This is a genomic window from Pseudomonas sp. URIL14HWK12:I12, from assembly GCF_003097135.1.
Classification (GTDB): Bacteria; Pseudomonadota; Gammaproteobacteria; order Pseudomonadales; family Pseudomonadaceae; genus Aquipseudomonas.
The window spans coordinates 981,944-1,002,927 of the sequence record NZ_QEQL01000001.1 but is presented as its reverse complement, the minus strand read 5'-3'; the positions used below and the strand labels follow the sequence as shown (position 1 = coordinate 1,002,927).

Here is a 20,984-nt window from a genome sequence, read left to right as displayed (position 1 = left end):
GGGTTTTTTCATGAGTTGGTCGGAGAGACAGGATTCGAACCTGCGGCCTTCTCGTCCCGAACGAGACGCGCTACCTGGCTGCGCTACACTCCGATGGCCAAAAGCATACTGCTGCGGGCTGGCTTGTGCAAGCCCTTGATAGCAAGAGGATTAATCAGCTCGCACGGGCCCGAATCACAGTTCTTTTACGGTCCGAACCTGATCCTTGTTGATGCGAGTGACCTTGCCATCCAACTGCTTGAATTCATAGAAGCCAGTGTCGTCATCGTACTTAGGTGTATCGACGGTCTGGATCTCGCGCCCGTCGTTGAGGGTGATCACGTTGGGCGTCGAACAACCTGCCAGGGCAGCCAGGCCGACAGCGAGCAGGACGGCAGGAACGATGCGGGTGGTCATTACAGAACTCTCCGAAATGAAAACAGGGTTTATCGCATTGTGGGACGCACGTGCAGGGGGTTAAGTTCCTTGCGCGGGCCCAAGGATCAGGTTCCTTGATAGGTATCAAGTAATGCCAAGGTATTGAGGTTGGCAAGGCGCGGGTCATGTGCCGGGCAGTCATAGGCCTGCACCTCGCCGGCGAGCATAACCCGTCGTGGGCTGCGCTCGCCAGCGGCCCAGGCACGTTCGAAAACAGCCCCCAACGTTCGGGGCAGCACTGCCATGAGGGGTTCCCACTGACCACCCTGGCGAATCAATGTGGGCACCCCAGGTGCCTGCCTCGCCAGTGCGAGCCAGGGGGCGAGCAATGTCTGATCGATGCCTGGAGTATCGCAAGGCAGTACCAGCACAAGAGGGTGGCGTGCGAGCGCCAAGCCCGCACGCAAGCCGGCCATCGGGCCGGGATAATCGGGTTCCGAGTCAGTGACCAGGCGGTCTGCCCAAGGCTGATAGTGATCGGGATTTCGGTTGCAGGAGATGATCAGATCGTCGGTCAGCTCACGAACCTGCCGGTGCAGGTGGGCAATCAGGGGTTCACCCCGCCAGGTCAGCAGGCCTTTGTCTTGGCCGCCCACGCGAAGGCCCTGGCCACCGGCCAACAGCAAAACGGATAACGACAGCTCATGGGCGGGCATGGCAGGCTCGCTGCGCAGGTATCAGGTCGCTGTGATATAACACCGCCCACCGCCGCAAACAATCGGAACCTGCCATGAAAGCCAAGGCCGACACGCCCTTCGTGCCGCTCAACATTGCGGTGCTCACCGTCAGTGACACCCGCAGCTTCGAAAATGATACCTCTGGCCAACTGTTCGTTGATCGCCTCACCGCCGCCGGCCATCGCCTGGCTGAGCGCGTGCTGCTCAAAGATGACCTGTACCGCATCCGGGCGCAGGTCGCTCACTGGATCGCTGAAGAGGTGGTGCAAGTGGTGCTGGTGACTGGCGGCACCGGTTTCACTGGCCGCGACAGCACGCCCGAGGCGGTCGCGTGCTTGCTCGACAAGCGCATCGACGGCTTCGGCGAGTTGTTCCGGCAGATATCGGTCGCAGACATTGGCACCTCCACCGTGCAGTCCAGAGCGCTCGCCGGCCTTGCCAACGGCACTTTGGTCTGCTGCTTGCCTGGGTCGACCAATGCTTGCCGCACTGCGTGGGATGGCATTTTGGCAGAGCAGCTGGATGCGCGCTTTCGACCGTGCAATTTCGTGCCGCACCTCAAGCAAGCTGCGCCGTGTGAAAGCCGTGGCTGAGCGTTCACCCCTGCTGTCGCTGGAGCAAGCGCTGGCGTTGTTACTGGAGGCGGCCTATGCCGCCCCGATCCAGCAAGTAGAGCAAGTACCGCTGGCCGAGGCTGACCGGCGCATACTGGCCCAGGACATTACCGCTGCGTTCGATGTGCCGCCTTGGCCCAACAGTGCGATGGATGGCTACGCGCTCAGGCTTGCCGATGCAGGGGGGCAGCCGCTGCCTGTGAGCCAGAAGATTCTGGCAGGCGCTGCGCCGCAGCGCCTGCAGCCGGGTACCTGCGCGCGGATCTTCACTGGCGCCCCGGTGCCCGAGGGTGCCGATTGCGTCGAAATGCAGGAAAACACCGAGCTGCTGAGCGACGGTCGTGTGCAATTGTTGCACGCCCTACGGCCAGGCCAAAACATCCGCCCCAAAGGTCAGGAAACCGTGCGCGGTGAGACCGTACTTGAACGAGGCGCGCGGCTGGGGCCGGCTGAGCTGGGGCTGGCTGCCACTGTGGGCCTGGATCGATTACCGGTCGTGCGCAAGCCGGTGGTGGCAGTGCTTTCGACCGGGGATGAACTGGTCGAGCCAGGGCAGCCCTTGGGGCCGGGGCAAATCTACAACAGCAACCGCCGGCTGCTGTGCAGTTGGCTGGAGCGGTTGGGTTGCGAGGTGGTGGACGCCGGTATTCTGCCCGATGACCTGGCCCTGACGCGTGAGCGCCTGGCCGCCTACCAGCGTGCGGACCTTATCCTCAGCACAGGTGGGGTGTCGGTGGGGGAGGCTGACTTCCTCGGCCAGGCGCTACGGGAGGGCGGTACCTTGGCCCTCTGGAAGCTGGCGATAAAGCCCGGCAAACCGCTCACCTTCGGCCACTACCAGGGCATACCGGTGCTGGGCCTGCCGGGTAACCCTGCCTCGACCCTGGTCACCTTCGGGCTATTGGCGCGGCCCTACCTGCTGCGCCGGCTCGGTTGCCAGGCGGTCGAGCCACTGAGGGTGAGCGTCCCGGCAGGTTTCGATTGGCCGAAGGCAGGCGGGCGTCGCGAATTCCTGCGTGCCAGGCTCGAAGGAGGCCGTGCCGTTCTCTACCCCAATCAGAGCTCAGGTGTGCTGCGCAGTGCAGCATGGGCACAGGGGCTTGTGGAAATTCCCGAAGGCGAAACGTTCAGCCCGGGCGCGCCGGTCGCGTTCATCGCGTTGAGCGAACTGTTCAACTGACCCTGCCGTACACATCGGTGAAGCGCACGATGTCGTCTTCACCGAGGTACTCGCCGCTCTGCACCTCGATCATCACCAGGTCGACCACCCCCGGGTTCACCAGCCGGTGCACCCGGCCAGGCTTGATGAAGGTCGATTCATTGGTGTCGAGCAGGAACTCCTCCTCGCCGTTGGTTACCCTGGCCATGCCGCTGACGATGATCCAGTGCTCGCTGCGATGGTGATGCATCTGCAGCGACAGCTGCGCCTGCGGCTTGACCACAATGCGCTTGATCTTGAAGCGCTTGCCTTCCTCGAGCACGGTGTAGGTGCCCCATGGGCGGGTGACGGTGCGGTGCAGGCGATAGGCCTCATGGCCCCGGTCTTTCAACGCCTTGGCGATCACCCGAACCTCTTGGCTGCGGTGGGTGTCGGCAATCAGCAACGCATCGGGTGTGTCGACGATCACCAGGTCTTTGACCCCAACGCAACCCACCACACGGCGAGGTGAGTCGATATAGCAGTTGTGCGTATCGTGCAGCACTGCCTCCCCGTTGCATTGGTTACCCTGTGCATCGGCCGGTGCCAATTCCCGGATCGCCTGCCATGAGCCGATATCGCTCCAGCCCAATTGACAAGGCAGCACCGCGACATTGCGCGATTGTTCCATCACTGCGTAGTCGATCGACAGCGAGGGTGCTTGCTTGAAGGCCTCGGCGGCCAGCTCTACCTGGGTTTCACTCTGGCCCTGCTTGCGGGGGCTTGCAGCCAGGCAGCTTTGGGCGGCCTCCAGGATCGCGGGCGCGTATAGGCCCAGTTCCCGAAGAATTGCGTCAACCCGCATGCAGAACATCCCTGCATTCCACAAGTGGTTGCCGCCTGCCACGAAGTCTTCAGCGGTCGCTTGGTCCGGTTTTTCGAGAAAGCGTGCAACTTCGAAAGCGCCGTGGGTCAATGCTGAACCCAGCTCGATATACCCAAAGCCCGTTTCCACGCGGGTCGGCACCAGCCCAAAGGTGACCAAGGCGCCCTCGGTGGCCACGGCCTGGGCAGCCGCCACCGCCTCGGTGAAGGCTGCCTGATCCTGAATCAGGTGGTCAGCGGGCAATACCAGTATCTGAGCGTCCTCGCCGTAGGCATGGGCCACGTGAAGTGCGGCGACGGCCACCGCTGCGGCGGTATCGCGCCCCTCGGGCTCTAGAAGAAAATCCACCGCCAGCTTGCGCAGGTTGTACCGGCGGTAGTCGTCTTGGGTGCGGAAGTATTGCTCGCGCTGGGTAACCGTGACGATTCGCTCCACACCCGGCAGCGCTGCAGCGCGTGTAAAGGTTTTTTGCAGCAAGCTTTCGCCATCAGGCAAGCGCATGAAAGGCTTTGGCATGCCCTCACGCGAAACTGGCCACAAACGAGTGCCGGCGCCGCCGGCGATGATGCAGGGAACGAGGGTGCTCATCCTGAAAACCTCAGAAGGTGCGCGCGAGCGCAGATGGGGGCGATGGGGAAAGGCTGCGGGCAGGCTACCGCCGCCCGTGGAGGGGCAGCGAACAGGAAAATAGCGAGAATGCGTGCATGATAGTCAATGGGTTGACATTTTCAATGGATTTTTTATTTAGTGTCGAAAAATTGTCACATCATGCTTAGAGCTATTGAGGCTTACCCGTGGTCTATTGGCCATTCTCGATTGCGCATACGGAGTGTGTAGTATGGAACACCGCAAAGCCTGGATGATTCTGCATGGCAAGCAGGCCCTCAACGATGAGGTTCGCCAAGCCGTGATCGCGCGGCGCGAGGCGGGTTGGGAGATCGCGGTGCGCTTGACCTGGGAAGCCGGCGATGCCCAGCGCCTGGTGCACGAAGGCCTTGAGGCCGGGTATACCATCATGATTGCCGGCGGCGGCGACGGCACCTTGCGCGATGTCGCCCAGGCCCTGGCCGATGCGCCTGGCCAAGCCTCATTGGTATTGTTGCCACTAGGTACCGCCAATGATTTTGCGCGTGCCGCTCAGGTGCCTGCCGAGCCCGCCGATGCGCTCGCGTTGCTCGATGTTCCAGCCCGGGCAGTTGACCTTGGCGAAGCAGGCGGTGAGGTGTTCCTCAATATGGCCACTGGCGGCTTTGGCAGCCAGGTCACTGCCAATACCTCGGAAGACCTGAAAAAGGTACTCGGTGGGGCTGCCTACCTGTTTACCGGCCTCGGTCGTTTCAGTGAACTCAAGGCTGCTCATGGCCGCCTTGAAGGCCCGGATTTTCATTGGGAAGGCGAGCTGCTGGCGCTGGGCATCGGCAACGGCCGGCAAGCCGGCGGCGGTCACGCGTTGTGCCCTGAGGCCATGGCCGATGATGGGTTGCTCGACATCAGTATTCTGCCAGCGCCTTCGGACATGATCGGCGCACTCAAGGGCTTGCTGGCAGGCGGTCTCGCGTTGGACAACCTGTTCGTGCGCGCACGCCTGCCCTGGGTAAGCATCCAGAGTGCGCAAGGGCTGGACATCAACCTCGATGGCGAGCCGCTGCAAAGCAATGACTTGCGCTTTGCCGCACGCCCAGGGGCGTTGCGCGTGCACCTGCCTGCCGATTGCCCCCTGCTTGGGCCTTCCCGCCTAGGCAACGCCTGAACCTACCGGCTAGCGGCGCTGGCCTTTGTGGGAATACAGTGGTCTGATATTAAAGTGATATCGCCATGCGGCTTCAAGTTTGCCCGCCGTTGGCCGATAGCCCGCTTCAGACCACTGTTACTTTTCCCTGGGGGCTTCATCCATGGCTGGCATTCTCGATACCGTCGATCAGCGCACGCAACTGGTCGGTGAAAACCGCCTGGAAATTCTGATGTTCCGCCTGGCGGGGCGGCAGCTATTCGCCATCAACGTGTTCAAGGTGCAGGAGGTTCTCCAACTGCCCAAGCTCACTTTGATGCCGCAGCGCCACTCGTTCGTGTGTGGTGTGGTCAACCTGCGTGGGCAGACCCTCCCGGTGATCGACCTCTCCCAGGCTATCGGTATGAAACCTATCGCCCCTGGCCCCAACAGCACCATTATCGTCACCGAGTACAATCGCTCGGTGCAGGCATTCCTGGTCGGTGGGGTAGATCGCATCATCAACATGAACTGGGATGCCATCATGCCGCCTCCGACCAGCGCCGGGCGCCAGCATTATCTGACAGCCATCACCAAGGTGGATGATCAGTTGGTGGAAGTGATCGACGTCGAGAAGGTGCTGGCTGAAATCGTGCCATACAACGCCAAGGTTTCCCAAGATCGCCTGGCAGACCCGATCCTCGCCCGTGCACGTGGCCGCGAAGTGTTGCTGGTGGACGACTCCACCGTGGCGTTGGCTCAGCTTCGCGACACGCTATCGCAGCTGGGTATCAAGTTACATACCGCCAGCAACGGCCTGAAGGGCTTGCAAATGCTCAAGGCTTGGGCAGACGCAGGTGAGGTGGTGACTGACAAACTGCTGATGATGTTTACCGACGCCGAAATGCCTGAAATGGACGGCTACCGGCTGACCACCGAGATCCGACAGGACCCGCGCCTTGCAGGCCTTTATGTGGTGCTGCACACCTCGCTGTCAGGCAGCTTCAACGAGTCGATGGTCAAGAAAGTGGGCTGTGACAACTTCCTGTCGAAGTTCCAGCCTGACCGGTTGGTTGAAGTTGTGCGCCAGCGCCTGGAGCAGATTGGTTGACCCCGCCGGCCGGGAGCGCTTTTCGGTTTGCCATTAAAAAAGGCCCCTCTGGGGCCTTTTTTGTTACTGATCGTCGAAGAACCGCTCGTTCCACTCGACAATGGGCTGTGGCGTATTGAGTTTTTCCCCATAGATCACCGCGTAAGACAACACGTTCTGAACGTACTGCCGGGTTTCATCGAAGGGAATGGACTCCACCCAGACGTCGAAGCTCAGGTGATTGGCGCCGCGTAGCCATTGCCGTACCCGCCCGGGGCCTGCGTTGTAGGCGGCGGTAGCCAGTACGCGGTTGCCGTTGAACTGGCCTTGAACCTGGCTCAGATAGGCCGCGCCGAGTTGCACGTTCTTGTCTGGGTCGATTACCTGCGCCGGGCTCGCCAACGGAATGCTGAACTTGCGGGCAGTTTCCTTGGCAGTGCCGGGCATCAGCTGCATCAGGCCCATGGCCCCGGCGCCCGAGCGGGCGTCGTCCATGAAGGCGCTTTCTTGCCGGGTAATGGCGAATGCCCAGCTGGCGTGAAGCCCGCGCAGGCGTGACTCGCGCACCAGTGCGTCGCGGTGGGCCATAGGAAAGCGGATGTCCAGATCGTCCCAGTATTGCGCCTGGCTGATCGTGCGGATGGCCGGGAAATACCAGCCCAGGTCGTAAGCCAGCCGGGCTTGCGCAACCATTTCGTCGCGGCTGAATAGCCGGGTGACGTGGTACCACTCGCGGCGCCCCGGCACGATCTCACCGCGCTCATAGAGCTCCAGCGCGCGGCGGATGCCGGGGGCGCGGCGCACTTTGTTGACGGTGGCAGCCGATAGCGCCAGCGGGCGGTTCAGCAGTTGATAGGGCTCCTGCGCGCGGTCGGCGGCGAGGAAACCGTAGAAATCCCGCTCTTTGGCCAGTGCTCGATACAGCTGCATGCCCAAGGGGTTGTTCGGCTGCGCTAGCTCAAGGCTACGGGCTTGCCAGTAGCGCCAGCGATTGGTGCTCGACAGAGACGCCGGCAGGCGCTTGGTCAGGTCGTAGGCCTCCTGCCAGCGGCCCAGGCGAAGCAGCAGGCGCAGGCGCCATTCACTGACGGTGTCGTCCTTGAGGTCGGGGTCGTAACGGGTCATCAGGTCGAGTGCCCGCGGGTCGTAGCGGCGGGCGAGTGTCAAGCCGATCTCGTTGGCGATGGCGACCTTCTCGGCGGCGGAAAAATGCATGGTGGCGGCGTAGCCATCGAGCAGGCCCATGGCCTGATCGGGGTCCTGCTTGGCCAGCCGGCGCAAGCCGTAGCCAACGATGTCGCCCATGGCTTCGTCGGCTGGCTGGAACAATTGCGGTTGCTCGAGCAGCTCGGGCTTTTGCGCAACGTTGAGCAGCAACTTACCTTGGTTGCTCAAGGTCACCAAGCCACTGGCGAGGTTGTTGGCCAGCGAAAAATTACGAGCCTTCACCGCCAGCTTGAGCCGTGCCCAGCGTTTCTGCTCGGTCAGTTGACCTTCACCGGCCCAGCGGGTGAACAGCGCTTCGCAACTGGCCGGGCGGTCTTTGCCGCTGAGCCACAACTGATCGGTAAGGGCGTAGCCTTCGGCACGCAGGTTCGGTTGCGTTAGCTGATATTGAGCGTGCAGGCAATCGAGCTCGGCGAAGTTAAGCTTCGGGCTGTAGTACCGTTCGAAGGTAGCCCAGTCGCCACGGTCGCTCAATTGCCGCAGCCAGCGCAGTTTCATCCAGTTGGCCTGCGGCAGGTCGCCATGCTCGGCCAGGAAACGCTCCACTTCCTCGTTGCTCGCCGAAGGTAGTCGCGCGCTGAGCTCATCGAATGCCAGGTAGGGCTCCAGAGGGTAATCGGCCAGCGCTACCTTCGATTGCAGGTAAGGTGCGCTGTTGCCCTTGGCCAGTGCCGCCTTGGCCTGATCGTAGAGCTGGCGCTGGGTGGCCAGGTCAGCGGCGTGGAGGGAACTTGAGGTGACCGCAGAGAACAGCAGCACACAGGAAAAGACGCGGGACAGTCGACTGCGCATGAGACTTCCGGGGCAAAAGCGGTGAAGACGGCCCAAGGCCGTACGATGTTGGCTAGCTTAGCCGGTAAGGGCGCTGCCGTGAATGAGTGTGGTAAGAGGATGTGTCGCCCAGCGCCTGTTCAAACCGGGTAGAATGCGTGCCCGGTTAACGGAGAGACCCATGACCCTGCTCAAACTAAGCGACGTTTCGCTCGCTTATGGCGCCATGCCCTTGCTCGACAAGGTGTCTTGGCAGATCGCGCGCGGCGAGCGTGTATGCATCATTGGCCGTAACGGCACTGGCAAGTCCAGCATGCTGCGCCTGGTACGCGGCGACCAGAAGCCCGATGACGGGGATATTTGGCGGGCACCGGGGCTGAAGATCGGCGAGTTGCCGCAGGAGCTGCCGCGGGCCGACGAGCGGACGGTGTTCGATGTGGTCGCCGAGGGCCTGGCCGGGGTCGGCGAGTTGCTTGCCCGTTATCACCACCTGAGCCAGCACATCGTCACCGATGAAGACCTCCAGGCACTGATGCATGTGCAGCAGGAGCTGGAAGCCCGGGACGGCTGGCGGCTGCAGCAACTGGTTGAAAGCACCCTCAGCCGCCTTCAGTTGCCCGCTGAAAAAACACTCGCCGAGCTGTCCGGTGGCTGGCGCCGCCGGGTGCTGCTCGCTCAGGCGATGGTGAGTGAGCCCGACCTGCTGCTGCTCGACGAGCCAACCAACCACCTCGACATCGGCGCCATCGCCTGGCTTGAAGAAGCGCTCACAGGCTTCGGCGGTGCCGTGCTGTTCATCACTCACGACCGTGCCTTCTTGCAGGGGCTGGCCACACGCATCCTTGAACTTGATCGCGGGCATCTGATCGACTGGAATGGCGACTACGCCAGCTTCCTCGTGCACAAGGAAGCCGAGCTGGCGGCCGAGGAGGTCGCCAACGCGCTGTTCGACAAGCGCCTGGCCCAGGAAGAGGTGTGGATCCGTCAAGGCATCAAGGCCCGCCGTACTCGTAACGAAGGCCGAGTGCGCGCACTCAAGGCGTTGCGCGTAGAGCGCGGAGAGCGCCGCGAGCGCCAAGGCAAGGCCAATATCCAGCTGGAGGTAGGCGACAAGTCGGGCAAGCAGGTGCTGGCCTTGGAAAACGTCAGCTACGCCCACGCCGGCGGCCCTACGCTGGTGAAGGACTTTTCCCTGGTACTGCAGCGCGAAGATCGCATTGGCCTGCTCGGCGCCAACGGCACCGGCAAGACCACCCTGCTGAAATTGATGCTCGGTGAGTTGCAGCCGGTCAGCGGAACCGTCAAGGCAGGCACTAAGCTCGAGGTGGCTTATTTCGACCAGCTGCGCATGCAACTGGACCTGGAAAAAACCGTTATCGACAACCTGGCCGAAGGTCGCGACTTCATCGAGATCGACGGCCAGAACCGGCATGTATTGAGCTACCTCGGTGATTTCCTGTTCAGCCCACAACGGGCGCGAACCCCGGTCAAGGCGCTTTCCGGGGGCGAACGTGCACGGTTGCTGCTCGCCAAACTCTTCAGCAAGCCTGCGAACCTGCTGGTGCTCGACGAGCCGACCAACGATCTGGACGTCGAGACGCTGGAGCTGCTCGAAGAAGTGCTGGCAGGCTTCAAGGGCACCGTGTTGATGGTCAGCCACGACCGGGCATTTCTCGACAATGTGGTCACCAGCACCCTGGTGTTCGAAGGCGATGGCGTCGTGCGCGAGTACGTGGGCGGTTACCAGGATTGGCTGCGCCAGGGCGGCTCCCCGCGCTTGCTTGGGGTAAAGGAGAACAAGAGCGGCAAACCGGAGCTCAATAGCGCGGTGGTCAGCGCGCCGTCAGAGCCTGCGGTGGCTGCTGCCGCAGAAAGCGTCAACAAGAAGAAGCTCAGCTACAAATTGCAGCGGGAACTCGATGCGCTTCCGGGGCAGATCGAAGCCCAGGAGCAGAAGCTTGAGGCCCTTCAGCAACAGGTCTCGGCGCCAACCTTCTACCAGCGGCCCGCTGCTGAAACCACGGCGGTGCTGGCACAGCTCGAGCAACTGCAGGCCGAGCTCGATACCCTGGTGGAGCGTTGGGCCGAGCTCGACGGCTGAGCGGCGTTAGAGCACCGGTGTGGTGGGTGGCTCGCTTCCTTCCGGGGTGTGCGTTTCACCCGCTGCTGCCGCCGGCTTGAGGCGCACGGCCAGGACATCGCAGGGCGCGCCGTGCAGCACGTCGCTGGAGGTGGAGCCCAACAGCAACTTCAGGCCGTGGCGCCCATGGCTGCCTACCACGATCAGGTCGATTCCATTTTTCTTGGCCAGCTCATGGATTTCCTGGCGTGGCTGGCCGTAGGTAATGTGCGCATCGCCGCGTGGGATGTTAGGGAACTTGGACAGCAGTTTTTCCAGGCGCTCCTTGGCTTGATCGAATTGCTGCTGCTGCAGTTGCGACAGGTCCATCGGCACGTCGCCGCCAAAGGCCATGGCCATGGGCTCGACGATATGGACCAGTGACAGTTTGGTGCTGCTGGCCTCGGCTAGGCTCGCGGCCCGCTTGACCACCGGGTCGCATTCATCGGTCAGGTCGACCGCGACCAGAATATGTTGATAGGGCATGGCAATGACTCCCAACAATGGCATGAAGATGAGTATGGTCGCTTTCTATGTGGATGTTCTGACACCGGTCAGGGCGACTCGTTGTTATCCGGGGCACTTGATATGACGGTATGGATAGTGCTGTCAATCATTCTGGTGCTGCTGAGCCCCATCGCCTGGCTCAAGCCTTCACGCCGCCAGAGCGGGCGTATGGCTGCGCGCATGCAGGCCCGGCGGCTCGGGCTGGGAATGCAACTGGCGCCTGAAAGCTGGCCCCATTGGATGGGCGGGCAGGCCCCAGACACCTGCCCGCAATATTCCCGCCCGCGCACCTCGGCTTCGGCGGCCTGTTGGTGCTACTGGCAGCCCTCACCTGGTCGCTGGGTAAACCAATGGCAAGAGCCCTGCGAAGATGAGCGTCTCCAGGCACAGTTGAGCCAACTGCCAGCTGATGTGTGGAAAGTTCAGGCTGACGCGCGAATGCTGGCTTTGTGGTGGGGCGAGCGGGGGGATGTCGCCGTGGTAGACCAAATCATCAAGGCCTTGGCCTGACGCCATTAAAAAGCCCGATCGCAAGGATCGGGCGGGGTAGGCCAGGCAGGCCGGAAATCAGCTTGCCCGATCATACGCCGGCTTCAGACAATTTTGCTCATCATTTTGGAATATACGTGCCGACGGGCACGTCGTATCACCATGCCTTGGCGGTGCGGGCTGTCTATGCTTGCACGAGCGTAAAAATGCCGTCTGTGGCGGCGGTTGTGCCTGATTGACAATCCGCCTGCTTTGGCCGAAGGTGTGCGCAGCCCGATCAAACGGGCGTATGAATCGCCTGTTTGGCCCTTCTTGCGCTCGCTTCGCTCCGGCGGGCAGGCCCTGTGGCCTGGCCGGGGCTCCAAACATACGTTTCCATCTGGAGATCCGTTGATGATTTACGAAGGTAAAGCCATCACACTCAAGGCGCACGACGGCGGTATCGTCGAGCTGCGTTTCGACCTCGAAGGCGAGTCCGTCAACAAGTTCAACCGCTTGACCCTCGAAGAACTGCGCCAGGCCGTCGACATCCTCAAAGGCCATGCGGGCCTTGCCGGTGTGCTGGTCACCAGCGGCAAGGACGTGTTCATCGTCGGCGCAGACATCACCGAGTTCGTTGCCAACTTCCGCCTCCCAGAGGCTGAGCTGCTGGCTGGCAATCTGGAAGTGAATCGCATCTTCAGTGATTTCGAAGACCTGCCAGTACCCACCGTCGCTGCAATCAATGGCATTGCGCTGGGTGGCGGCCTCGAAATGTGCCTGGCGGCCGACTTCCGAGTCATGGCGAGCAGCGCCAAGATAGGCCTGCCGGAAGTGAAACTGGGTATCTACCCTGGCTTCGGCGGCACCGTGCGTCTGCCGCGAGTGATCGGCGCCGATAACGCCATCGAGTGGATCGCCGCAGGTAAGGAGCAGCGTGCCGAGGACGCCCTGAAAGTGCGGGCGGTGGATGCCGTTGTCGCTCCCCAACTGCTCGAAGACGCAGCGATCGACCTGCTGCGCCGGGCAATTTCAGGTGAACTCGACCACCTCGCGCGCCGCCAGCCGAAGCTGGAGAAGCTCAAGCTCAATGCCATCGAACAGATGATGGCCTTCGAAACTGCCAAGGGCTTCGTCGCTGGCCAGGCAGGGCCGAATTACCCCGCTCCGGTCGAGGCGATCAAGACCATTCAGAAAGCGGCCAACTTTGGCCGCGACAAGGCCCTGGAAGTCGAGGCTGCGGGCTTCGTGAAAATGGCCAAGACCTCCGCCGCCGAGAGCCTCATCGGGCTGTTTCTCAATGACCAGGAACTCAAGCGCAAGGCCAAGGCCTGGGACAAGCTGGCCAAGCCGGTCAACCAGGCTGCAGTGCTGGGGGCAGGCATCATGGGCGGCGGCATCGCCTATCAGTCGGCGTCCAAAGGTACGCCGATCCTGATGAAGGACATCAACGAAAAAGGCATCGCTCAGGGCTTGAGCGAGGCTTCCAAGCTGTTTGGCAAGTTGGTGGAAAAGGGCCGGCTGACACCCGCCCAGATGGCAGAAGGCCTGAGCGCTATTCGCCCGACAATGTCCTATGGCGATTTCGGCGGTGTGGATATCGTGGTCGAGGCGGTCGTCGAGAACCCCAAGGTCAAGCAGGCAGTGCTGGCCGAGGTCGAAGCACAGGTTCAGCCGGGCACGGTGCTGGCGTCCAATACGTCCACCATCTCCATCAGCCTGTTGGCCGGGGCTCTGAAGCACCCCGAGAACTTCGTGGGCATGCACTTCTTCAACCCGGTGCATATGATGCCGCTGGTGGAAGTGATCCGTGGCAAGCACTCCAGCGACGAGGCGGTCGCCACCACCGTGGCTTATGCCAAGAAAATGGGTAAGAACCCCATTGTGGTCAACGACTGCCCAGGCTTTCTCGTCAACCGCGTGCTGTTCCCCTATTTCGGCGGCTTCGCCCGGCTGGTCAGTGCCGGGGTCGACTTCGTTCGGGTCGACAAGATCATGGAGAAGTTCGGCTGGCCCATGGGCCCTGCGTATTTGATGGATGTGGTAGGTATCGACACCGGCCACCATGGCCGTGACGTGATGGCCGAAGGCTTCCCGGACCGTATGAAGGACGACCGCCGGTCGGCGATCGATGCGTTGTATGACGCCGGCCGCCTGGGGCAGAAGAACGGCAAGGGCTTCTACGCCTACGAAGTCGACAAGAAGGGCAAGCCCAAGAAGGTCACCGACCCATCGGTGCTCGAAGTCCTCAAGCCTGTGGTTTACGAGCAGCGCGAGCTCAGCGATGAAGACGTGCTCAACTGGATGATGATCCCGCTGTGCCTTGAGACCGTGCGCTGCCTGGAAGACGGCATCGTTGAGAGTGCGGCCGAGGCCGACATGGGCCTGGTGTACGGCATCGGCTTCCCTCCCTTCCGCGGCGGCGCGTTGCGCTATATCGATTCGATCGGGGTAGCCGAGTTCGTTGCCTTGGCCGACCGTTACGCCGAGCTGGGCCCGTTGTATCAACCCACGGCCCGCTTGCGTGAAATGGCCGCCAACGGCGAACGTTTTTTCGGCTGAGCCGCCCGACTACTGAGCGAGATCTGTTATGAGCCTGAATCCAAGAGATGTGGTGATCGTCGACTTCGGTCGCACACCCATGGGCCGCTCCAAGGGCGGCATGCATCGCAATACCCGTGCCGAGAACATGTCGGCGCACCTGATCGACCAGTTGCTGGCGCGCAACCCGAATGTGGACCCTAGCGAAATCGAGGACGTGATTTGGGGCTGCGTGAACCAGACCCTGGAGCAAGGCTGGAACATCGCGCGGATGGCCTCGCTGATGACGCGTATTCCCCATAGTGCCGGTGCCCAGACCGTCAGCCGGCTGTGCGGCTCGTCGATGAGCGCACTGCACACCGCGGCTCAAGGCATCATGACTGGCCATGGCGACGTTTATGTGATCGGCGGTGTCGAGCACATGGGCCATGTCGGCATGATGCACGGCGTGGACCCTAACCCGCAGCTTTCGCTGCACGCAGCCAAGGCCTCGGGCATGATGGGTTTGACCGCTGAGCTGCTGGGCAAGATGCACGGTATCGGCCGCGAGCAGCAGGACGCTTTCGCAGTGCGCTCTCACCAGCTGGCCCACAAAGCCACCGTCGAAGGGCTGTTCAAGGATGAAATCATCCCGATGGAAGGCTACGACGAAGATGGCCGTCTCAAAGTGTTCGACTACGACGAGACCATTCGCGCCGACACGACCCTCGAAGGCCTGGCAGCACTCAAGCCTGCGTTCAACCCCAAGGGCGGCACCGTGACTGCCGGCACCAGCTCGCAGATCACCGACGGCGCCTCATGCATGATCGTCATGTCGGCCCAGCGCGCCCAGGATCTGGGCCTGGCGCCTCTCGCCAGAATCCGCTCCATGGCCGTGGCCGGCTGCGACCCTTCGATCATGGGCTACGGCCCGGTGCCGGCAACGCAAAAGGCGCTCAAGCGTGCAGGCCTGACGATCGCTGACATCGATTGCATCGAGCTCAACGAAGCGTTCGCAGCGCAGGCACTGCCGGTGCTCAAGGACCTCAAAGTGCTCGACAAGATGGACGAGAAGGTCAACCTGCACGGCGGGGCTATCGCCTTGGGCCATCCCTTTGGTTGCTCCGGGGCACGTATTTCCGGCACCCTGTTGAACGTGATGAAGCAAAAAGATGCCAACCTTGGCATTGCCACTATGTGTATTGGGCTGGGCCAGGGCATCACTACGGTGTTCGAGCGGCTCTGACGAACGGCTTGCGATGACAGCGCCGGGGCCTTGTGCCCCGGCGTTCGTTTGCGCTTAAAAATCCTGAAACTCAATTTTCGCGAGGTTTTTCATGCAGATTCAGCCCGGCATCTATCGCCACTACAAAGGGCCGCAATATCGGGTGTTCGGTGCTGCACGCCATTCGGAAACTGAGGAGTGGGTGGTGGTGTACCAGTCACTTTATGGCGATTACGGCCTCTGGGTGCGGCCGTTGGCGATGTTTTTGGAGTCTGTTTCGGTTGACGGTGAACAGGTCCCGCGCTTTGCTCTGGAGCACGCCGAGGCGGGCCGTTTCGAGCTGCCTTCGGGTGATCAGGTTTAGGGAGGAAACTTGACCTCACCTTTTCACCACTATATATAGCGGTGCCTTCAAGGTTCTTACCGTTTTCTTTTTTCAGCCATTCAGGACATTTCCAATCCATGGGCAAATCGCTGGTCATCGTGGAATCCCCGGCCAAGGCCAAGACCATCAACAAGTACCTGGGCAACCAGTACGTGGTGAAGTCGAGTATCGGCCATATCCGCGACCTTCCCACCAGTGGTTCGGCCAGCGCTGCCAAGGAGCCAGCGAAGGCGGGTGCCAAGAAGGCCAAGACGGCTTCGGAGGCCCCGGTCCTCACAGCTCGCGAAAAAGCGCGCAAGCAGCTGGTCACGCGCATGGGTGTCGACCCGGAGCACGGCTGGAAGGCGCAGTATGAAATACTTCCTGGCAAGGAGAAGGTGATCGAAGAATTGCGCCGGCTCGCTAAGGATGCTGACACCATCTATCTGGCAACGGACTTGGACCGCGAAGGGGAAGCCATCGCCTGGCACCTGCGCGAAGCCATCGGTGGCGACGACTCTCGTTACAAGCGCGTGGTGTTCAACGAGATCACCAAGAAAGCCATCCAGGAAGCATTCTCCCAGCCGGGCGATCTGGATATCGACCGCGTCAACGCACAGCAGGCACGGCGTTTTCTCGACCGAGTGGTCGGTTACATGGTCTCGCCGTTGCTGTGGCAGAAGATCGCTCGCGGTTTGTCCGCTGGTCGCGTTCAGTCTGTGGCGGTGAAGCTGGTGGTTGAGCGTGAGCGAGAAATCCGCGCGTTCATTCCGCAAGAGTACTGGGAGCTGCACGCCGACCTCGGCGGCAAGGGCAACGCCCAGGTGCGCTTCGAAGTCGCCCGTGAAAAGGGCGAAGCGTTCAAGCCGGTGAACGAAGCGCAAGCCATGGCCGCAGTGGAGGCGCTCAAGGCGTCGAGCTTCAGCGTGGCCAAGCGCGAAGACAAGCCCACCAGCAGCAAACCGTCGGCGCCGTTCATCACTTCCACATTGCAGCAGGCGGCCAGCAACCGGCTGGGCTTCGGTGTGAAGAAAACCATGATGATGGCCCAGCGCTTGTATGAAGCGGGCTACATCACCTACATGCGTACCGACTCCACCAACCTGTCCCAGGATGCCCTGGAGATGGCGCGTGGCTACATTGACAGGGAATTCGGCGCCGCGTACCTGCCGGCACAGCCTAATGTCTATGGCAGCAAAGAGGGTGCGCAGGAAGCGCACGAAGCGATCCGCCCCTCCGATGTCAACGTGGCACCTACTCAGTTGTCGGGCATGGAGCGTGACGCCGAGCGTTTGTACGAGCTGATCTGGCGCCAGTTCCTGGCCTGCCAGATGACCCCGGCGCAGTATCTGTCCACCACCATCACGGTGGCGGCCGGCGACTTCGAACTGCGCGCCAAGGGCCGCATCCTGCGTTTCGACGGTTACACCCGCGTGCTGCCGCAGCAGAGTAAGCCAGGCGAAGACAATGTTCTGCCCGAGATGGAGCAGGGCGAGGCGCTGAAACTGCTCAAGCTCGACCCTACCCAGCATTTCACCAAACCACCGGCGCGCTTCTCCGAAGCAAGCCTGGTCAAGGAAATGGAAAAACGCGGGATCGGCCGGCCGTCCACCTATGCTGCGATCATCTCCACCATCCAGGACCGCGGCTATGTCACCCTGCAGAACCGTCGCTTCCATTCGGAAAAAATGGGCGACATCGTTACCGAGCGGCTCTCTGAGAGCTTCGCCAACCTGATGGACTACGGCTTTACCGCCGGCATGGAAGAAAACCTCGACGACATCGCCCACGGCGAACGCGACTGGAAAAACGTGCTCGACGAGTTCTACGGCGACTTCCGCTTCAAGCTGGAGAGCGCTGAAAACGCCGAACATGGCATGCGCGCCAACCAGCCGACTCCTACGGACATCCCGTGCCCGGAATGCGGCCGCCACATGATGATCCGCACCGCTTCCACCGGTGTGTTCCTCGGCTGCTCGGGCTACAGCCTTGCGCCCAAGGAGCGTTGCAAGGCGACCATCAACCTGGTGCCAGGCAATGAGATCGCCGAGGACGACGAGGGCGAGTCCGAGTCGCGCCTGCTGCTGAACAAGCATCGCTGCCCGATTTGCAGCACTGCCATGGATGCCTACCTGGTCGATGAGAAGCGCAAGCTGCACATCTGCGGCAACAACCCTGATTGCCCGGGTTATGAGGTAGAGCAGGGCACCTACCGAATCAAGGGTTACGAAGGGCCGAGCCTTGAGTGCGACAAGTGCGGCAGCGAGATGCAGCTCAAGACGGGCCGCTTCGGCAAGTTCTTCGGCTGCACCAACCCTGCCTGCAAGAACACTCGCAAGTTGCTGCGCAACGGCGAGGCGGCGCCGCCGAAGATGGACGCGGTGAAGATGCCCGAGCTCAAGTGCGAGAAGGTCGATGACACCTACGTACTGCGTGATGGGGCGTCGGGCCTGTTTCTGGCTGCCAGCCAGTTCCCGAAAAACCGTGAGACGCGTGCGCCATTGGTGCTGGAGTTGCTGCCGCACAAGGGCGAGATCGATCCGAAGTACGCTTTCCTGTTCGACGCCCCCATCAAGGATCCCGACGGCCGGCCGGCAGTGATTCGTTACAGCCGCAAGACCAAGGAGCAATATGTGCAATCCGAGGTCGAGGGCAAGCCCACTGGCTGGCGTGCCTTCTTCGACGGCAAGGCATGGAAGGTCGAAGACAAGCGCTGAGTCACCACGGGGCCCTGGGCCCCGTTTTCATGTGTTCAAGGAGGTGTGCCATGGCGCACGAGCTCTACACCCGTACCAATCAGAAGATTTATTTCGCAGGCCTTGCGTTGGAGCAATTGGCTCAGGCAGGGCAAGGCGGGGCCATGAACGCTGCAGCCTTGCAACAGGCGGGCCGCGAAGCTGTGCTGTTCCACCTGTATGGGGCGCTGCTTGGTCTGTGTCACGAGATCGCCGGGTTCTACCACCTGCCAGAAACGCGAGCACCGCGTGCCGAGGCTTACCTCAATGAGCAGGTGTTGGCGCAGGCCGCCAACCCGGAGCTGGCCGAGCTGGTCGAGTTGCGGCAGAGCCGTGATTCGTGGCTGGCGCGGCTGCTGGCGGCCTATAACGCCCTGTATGAGCCGCCTCGCGCGCCGCGTGAGGCCAAGCACGACGTCACCACCCCGCTGATCGCTGCGGTCAACCTGGATGCGCCGCAGGCTGAGCCGGAGCTTGACGGTGCCACCCTCGAAGCGTGGCGCCAGCACCTCAAGCAACTGGCTCTTCGCTTGCGCGATGGCCTCAGTGAGTGCTGACAGGCCAAAGCACTGTTACAATGTTCCGCCTTTCCCGGAGATCCCCACCTGTATGTCTACGTCCTTTCTTGAAATCGTCGAACTGCCGGACGGCCGTATCGAACTGCGCCGCGCTGAAGATGAAGGGTCGTTGGTGACTCTGGATTTCTCCGAGGACGCCAAGGCATTTCTCCAGGGCCAGCACGTGGAAGTGGCCAAGGCCATGCTCAGCGTGGGCGTACAGATGGCGGGCAAGCTGGTGGACGGTGAGCTCGAACACGCCGACGACGGCCCACGCGTCCTGCATTAAGCGTGGAAGCGGCGGTGGCCGCCTCCGGGAAGCGATCAGCCGAAATCCTTGGCCGAGTGCCGCTCCAGCACCTGCGTCGCTTCATCGCCCCATGAGCGGTTGACCCGCTGGCCTCGCTGCACGGCCGGGCGCTGTGCAATCAGGTCTGCCCAGCGCTTGACGTGGGTATAGTCCTGAACCGAGAGAAATTCGGCTGCGTTGTACAGGTCGCCGCGCACCAACTTGCCGTACCAGGACCAGATCGCGATGTCGGCGATGCTGTATTCGGCGCCCACCATGTAAGGCCGCTCTGCCAGGTGGCGATCCAGCACATCGAGTTGGCGCTTGGCTTCCATTGCGTAGCGGTCGATGGCGTATTTGATCTTCTCAGGGGCATAGGCATAGAAATGCCCGAAGCCACCGCCCAGGAAGGGCGCCGCGCCCATCTGCCAGAACAGCCAGTTCAGTGCCTCAGTACGCAACAGCGGATCTTGCGGCAACAGGTCGCCGAAGGCCTCTGCCAAGTACAGCAGGATGGCTCCTGACTCGAACACTCGCACCGGCTCCGAGCCGCGGCGGTCGACCAGTGCCGGGATCTTAGAGTTGGGATTGATTTCGACGAAACCACTGCCGAACTGATCGCCCTCGTTGATGCGAATCAACCAGGCATCGTACTCCGCACCGGCATGGCCGCGTTCGAGCAGCTCCTCGAGCATGATGGTGACCTTGATACCGTTGGGCGTGGCCAGGGAATACAACTGGAACGGGTGCTCACCCACTGGCAGGGGCTTTTCATGGGTGGCGCCGGCCACGGGGCGGTTGACGCTCGCGAAACGGCCTTCCTGGGCCTGGGGTGGGGTCCAGACAGCGGGTGGAGTGTAATTGTCGGTCATAGGGGCCTCGGGAGAGTGAACGGGCTTGCTATGGATTGACCTCCCCGCGGGGGGTCAGTGCGCTGAAGATAACGTAAATCGGGGAAAAACTGGGGCCTACGCCAGCTGCTGTAGCTCTATGCCGACCCGTCGGGGGGGCGTATCTACAAGCCAATCTGGTAAGGCATTGGATATTTGCCTGACCGAGCGCTCGATCCCCTGAAAAACCCTCTTCGAGGTCAACGCTGCGAGGGCGGTGGCGGTGGTGGCAACGCCCTGGATTGCAATACCTGTCCCAACATCGCCTATCAAACGCGATCCCCAGTGAATCATTCCCAGCCCCGTAATGGTTTCAGCCAGGCCTGTGACGACCATACCCCTCAACCAAGCGCGAAGAGGCATGTAGCCATCTCGATCCACACAGTTCACAGGGTCGGCATTGCAGTGCGCATAGACGTTCAGCCCACCTCTGCCGAAGGGGCCCAGGCGGTCGGGTTGCATGAAACGCAACATCGCCGGGTTCAGGGCACGATTCCCATCCCCCGGTAGGTAAATTTGCCCGTATTCCAACGTGTAGCCACTGTAGCTGGAGGCCATGCCTGGCTTGCGAGGTGCCCAGCCGAAGGGCTGAAAGCTGTGAATGGCGGTGCAGCTGGGGCCTTTGCTGACGCAGGGGGGCTGCGTTATTTCCGTACCAAGCAACCATTTCATCGGGGGATTTCCGGTCAATGAAACCTGGAGATTGGCGTTAGCGGGCAACGGTGGTAACTGGAGAAATTGTTGGTAGAGGATAATGGCCCCCTTGAAACGTGACCGTTTGG

Annotated in this window: 19 protein-coding genes and 1 tRNA gene; 12 read left to right on the top strand and 8 right to left on the bottom strand. The window is 61.7% G+C overall.

Annotated features, from left to right (window positions below):
• Positions 1–16: 16 nt before the first annotated feature.
• From F474_RS04710 to mobA, 3 genes are all read right to left on the bottom strand, one after another.
• Positions 17–93: transfer RNA gene (locus F474_RS04710), tRNA-Pro, on the bottom strand.
• A gap of 81 nt (positions 94–174) precedes the next feature.
• Complete coding sequence (locus F474_RS04705; RefSeq protein WP_097083702.1) at positions 175–396, bottom strand: YgdI/YgdR family lipoprotein; 222 nt, start codon at positions 394–396, stop codon at positions 175–177.
• A gap of 86 nt (positions 397–482) precedes the next feature.
• A complete protein-coding gene (gene mobA, locus F474_RS04700) occupies positions 483–1,073 on the bottom strand; it encodes a molybdenum cofactor guanylyltransferase MobA (protein WP_097083703.1) in 591 nt (196 codons plus the stop codon).
• 74 nt (positions 1,074–1,147) lie between these two features.
• Here mobA and moaB point away from each other — a divergent pair, with 74 nt between their 5' ends.
• Together moaB and glp are read left to right on the top strand one after the other, a co-directional pair.
• Positions 1,148–1,687, top strand: a complete 540-nt coding sequence (moaB, locus tag F474_RS04695; RefSeq protein WP_097083704.1) for a molybdenum cofactor biosynthesis protein B — start codon at positions 1,148–1,150, stop codon at positions 1,685–1,687.
• Positions 1,662–2,888, top strand: a complete 1,227-nt coding sequence (gene glp / locus F474_RS04690) for a gephyrin-like molybdotransferase Glp (protein ID WP_371916121.1) — start codon at positions 1,662–1,664, stop codon at positions 2,886–2,888. Before moaB ends, glp begins: the two co-directional genes overlap by 26 nt.
• Here the strand turns inward: glp and F474_RS04685 are convergent.
• Positions 2,881–4,320, bottom strand: coding sequence for a mannose-1-phosphate guanylyltransferase/mannose-6-phosphate isomerase (locus tag F474_RS04685; RefSeq protein WP_097083705.1), 1,440 nt, complete (start codon positions 4,318–4,320; stop codon positions 2,881–2,883). The two genes, glp and F474_RS04685, sit on opposite strands and share 8 nt — an antisense overlap.
• Before the next feature lie 250 nt (positions 4,321–4,570).
• On the opposite strand from F474_RS04685, the gene yegS reads away from it, so the two are divergent.
• Positions 4,571–5,482 carry a lipid kinase YegS gene (gene yegS / locus F474_RS04680; RefSeq protein ID WP_097083706.1) on the top strand — a complete coding sequence of 304 codons (912 nt, stop codon included), beginning with the start codon at positions 4,571–4,573 and terminating at the stop codon, positions 5,480–5,482.
• A 142-nt stretch (positions 5,483–5,624) separates the two neighbouring features.
• Complete coding sequence (locus F474_RS04675) at positions 5,625–6,551, top strand: chemotaxis protein CheV (protein WP_097083707.1); 927 nt, start codon at positions 5,625–5,627, stop codon at positions 6,549–6,551.
• Between the two features lie 63 nt (positions 6,552–6,614).
• Here F474_RS04675 and F474_RS04670 read toward each other — a convergent pair whose 3' ends face one another.
• A complete protein-coding gene (locus F474_RS04670) occupies positions 6,615–8,549 on the bottom strand; it encodes a transglycosylase SLT domain-containing protein (RefSeq protein WP_097083708.1) in 1,935 nt (644 codons plus the stop codon).
• 160 nt (positions 8,550–8,709) lie between these two features.
• Here F474_RS04670 and F474_RS04665 point away from each other — a divergent pair, with 160 nt between their 5' ends.
• Positions 8,710–10,629: an ATP-binding cassette domain-containing protein gene (locus tag F474_RS04665; RefSeq protein WP_097083709.1), complete on the top strand. Its 1,920-nt coding sequence runs from the start codon at positions 8,710–8,712 to the stop codon at positions 10,627–10,629.
• A 6-nt stretch (positions 10,630–10,635) separates the two neighbouring features.
• On the opposite strand, the gene F474_RS04660 is transcribed toward F474_RS04665, so the two are convergent.
• Positions 10,636–11,133: a universal stress protein gene (locus F474_RS04660; protein ID WP_097083710.1), complete on the bottom strand. Its 498-nt coding sequence runs from the start codon at positions 11,131–11,133 to the stop codon at positions 10,636–10,638.
• Positions 11,134–11,235: 102 nt separating this feature from the next.
• Here F474_RS04660 and F474_RS04655 point away from each other — a divergent pair, with 102 nt between their 5' ends.
• From F474_RS04655 to F474_RS04625, 7 genes are all read left to right on the top strand, one after another.
• The gene (locus tag F474_RS04655; RefSeq protein WP_097083711.1) at positions 11,236–11,664 is read left to right on the top strand and encodes a hypothetical protein; all 429 of its coding nucleotides are present in this window, start codon (positions 11,236–11,238) and stop codon (positions 11,662–11,664) included.
• Positions 11,665–12,036: 372 nt separating this feature from the next.
• Positions 12,037–14,184 carry a fatty acid oxidation complex subunit alpha FadB gene (gene fadB / locus F474_RS04650; protein ID WP_097083712.1) on the top strand — a complete coding sequence of 716 codons (2,148 nt, stop codon included), beginning with the start codon at positions 12,037–12,039 and terminating at the stop codon, positions 14,182–14,184.
• A 28-nt stretch (positions 14,185–14,212) separates the two neighbouring features.
• Positions 14,213–15,388 carry an acetyl-CoA C-acyltransferase FadA gene (gene fadA / locus F474_RS04645; RefSeq protein ID WP_097083713.1) on the top strand — a complete coding sequence of 392 codons (1,176 nt, stop codon included), beginning with the start codon at positions 14,213–14,215 and terminating at the stop codon, positions 15,386–15,388.
• Between the two features lie 91 nt (positions 15,389–15,479).
• Positions 15,480–15,731, top strand: coding sequence for a DUF1653 domain-containing protein (locus F474_RS04640; protein WP_097083714.1), 252 nt, complete (start codon positions 15,480–15,482; stop codon positions 15,729–15,731).
• A gap of 98 nt (positions 15,732–15,829) precedes the next feature.
• Positions 15,830–18,448 (top strand): type I DNA topoisomerase, encoded by a 2,619-nt coding sequence (gene topA, locus F474_RS04635; RefSeq protein ID WP_097083715.1) that lies wholly within the window; start codon positions 15,830–15,832, stop codon positions 18,446–18,448.
• Positions 18,449–18,498: 50 nt separating this feature from the next.
• A complete protein-coding gene (locus F474_RS04630) occupies positions 18,499–19,023 on the top strand; it encodes a DUF6586 family protein (protein WP_097083716.1) in 525 nt (174 codons plus the stop codon).
• Between the two features lie 52 nt (positions 19,024–19,075).
• A complete protein-coding gene (locus F474_RS04625; RefSeq protein ID WP_097083717.1) occupies positions 19,076–19,312 on the top strand; it encodes a hypothetical protein in 237 nt (78 codons plus the stop codon).
• A 35-nt stretch (positions 19,313–19,347) separates the two neighbouring features.
• Here the strand turns inward: F474_RS04625 and yghU are convergent, their stop codons facing one another.
• Positions 19,348–20,184 carry a glutathione-dependent disulfide-bond oxidoreductase gene (yghU, locus tag F474_RS04620; protein WP_097083718.1) on the bottom strand — a complete coding sequence of 279 codons (837 nt, stop codon included), beginning with the start codon at positions 20,182–20,184 and terminating at the stop codon, positions 19,348–19,350.
• Between the two features lie 96 nt (positions 20,185–20,280).
• Entirely contained in the window at positions 20,281–20,874 is a 594-nt protein-coding gene (locus F474_RS04615; RefSeq protein ID WP_177429509.1) for an RHS repeat-associated core domain-containing protein, read from the bottom strand.
• Positions 20,875–20,984 lie beyond the last annotated feature (110 nt).

Bases quoted from the DNA above. Each gene is read 5' to 3' on its own strand.
- moaB (WP_097083704.1), top strand. From the start codon at position 1,148: ATGAAAGCCAAGGCCGACACGCCCTTCGTGCCGCTCAACATTGCGGTG.
- fadA (WP_097083713.1), top strand. From the start codon at position 14,213: ATGAGCCTGAATCCAAGAGATGTGGTGATCGTCGACTTCGGTCGCACA.
- yegS (WP_097083706.1), top strand. From the start codon at position 4,571: ATGGAACACCGCAAAGCCTGGATGATTCTGCATGGCAAGCAGGCCCTC.
- F474_RS04655 (WP_097083711.1), top strand. From the start codon at position 11,236: ATGACGGTATGGATAGTGCTGTCAATCATTCTGGTGCTGCTGAGCCCC.
- topA (WP_097083715.1), top strand. From the start codon at position 15,830: ATGGGCAAATCGCTGGTCATCGTGGAATCCCCGGCCAAGGCCAAGACC.
- F474_RS04670 (WP_097083708.1), bottom strand. From the start codon at position 8,549: ATGCGCAGTCGACTGTCCCGCGTCTTTTCCTGTGTGCTGCTGTTCTCT.
- mobA (WP_097083703.1), bottom strand. From the start codon at position 1,073: ATGCCCGCCCATGAGCTGTCGTTATCCGTTTTGCTGTTGGCCGGTGGC.
- F474_RS04685 (WP_097083705.1), bottom strand. From the start codon at position 4,320: ATGAGCACCCTCGTTCCCTGCATCATCGCCGGCGGCGCCGGCACTCGT.
- F474_RS04615 (WP_177429509.1), bottom strand. From the start codon at position 20,874: ATGAAATGGTTGCTTGGTACGGAAATAACGCAGCCCCCCTGCGTCAGC.
- F474_RS04625 (WP_097083717.1), top strand. From the start codon at position 19,076: ATGTCTACGTCCTTTCTTGAAATCGTCGAACTGCCGGACGGCCGTATC.
- F474_RS04640 (WP_097083714.1), top strand. From the start codon at position 15,480: ATGCAGATTCAGCCCGGCATCTATCGCCACTACAAAGGGCCGCAATAT.
- F474_RS04705 (WP_097083702.1), bottom strand. From the start codon at position 396: ATGACCACCCGCATCGTTCCTGCCGTCCTGCTCGCTGTCGGCCTGGCT.
- fadB (WP_097083712.1), top strand. From the start codon at position 12,037: ATGATTTACGAAGGTAAAGCCATCACACTCAAGGCGCACGACGGCGGT.
- yghU (WP_097083718.1), bottom strand. From the start codon at position 20,184: ATGACCGACAATTACACTCCACCCGCTGTCTGGACCCCACCCCAGGCC.
- F474_RS04675 (WP_097083707.1), top strand. From the start codon at position 5,625: ATGGCTGGCATTCTCGATACCGTCGATCAGCGCACGCAACTGGTCGGT.
- F474_RS04630 (WP_097083716.1), top strand. From the start codon at position 18,499: ATGGCGCACGAGCTCTACACCCGTACCAATCAGAAGATTTATTTCGCA.
- F474_RS04660 (WP_097083710.1), bottom strand. From the start codon at position 11,133: ATGCCCTATCAACATATTCTGGTCGCGGTCGACCTGACCGATGAATGC.
- F474_RS04665 (WP_097083709.1), top strand. From the start codon at position 8,710: ATGACCCTGCTCAAACTAAGCGACGTTTCGCTCGCTTATGGCGCCATG.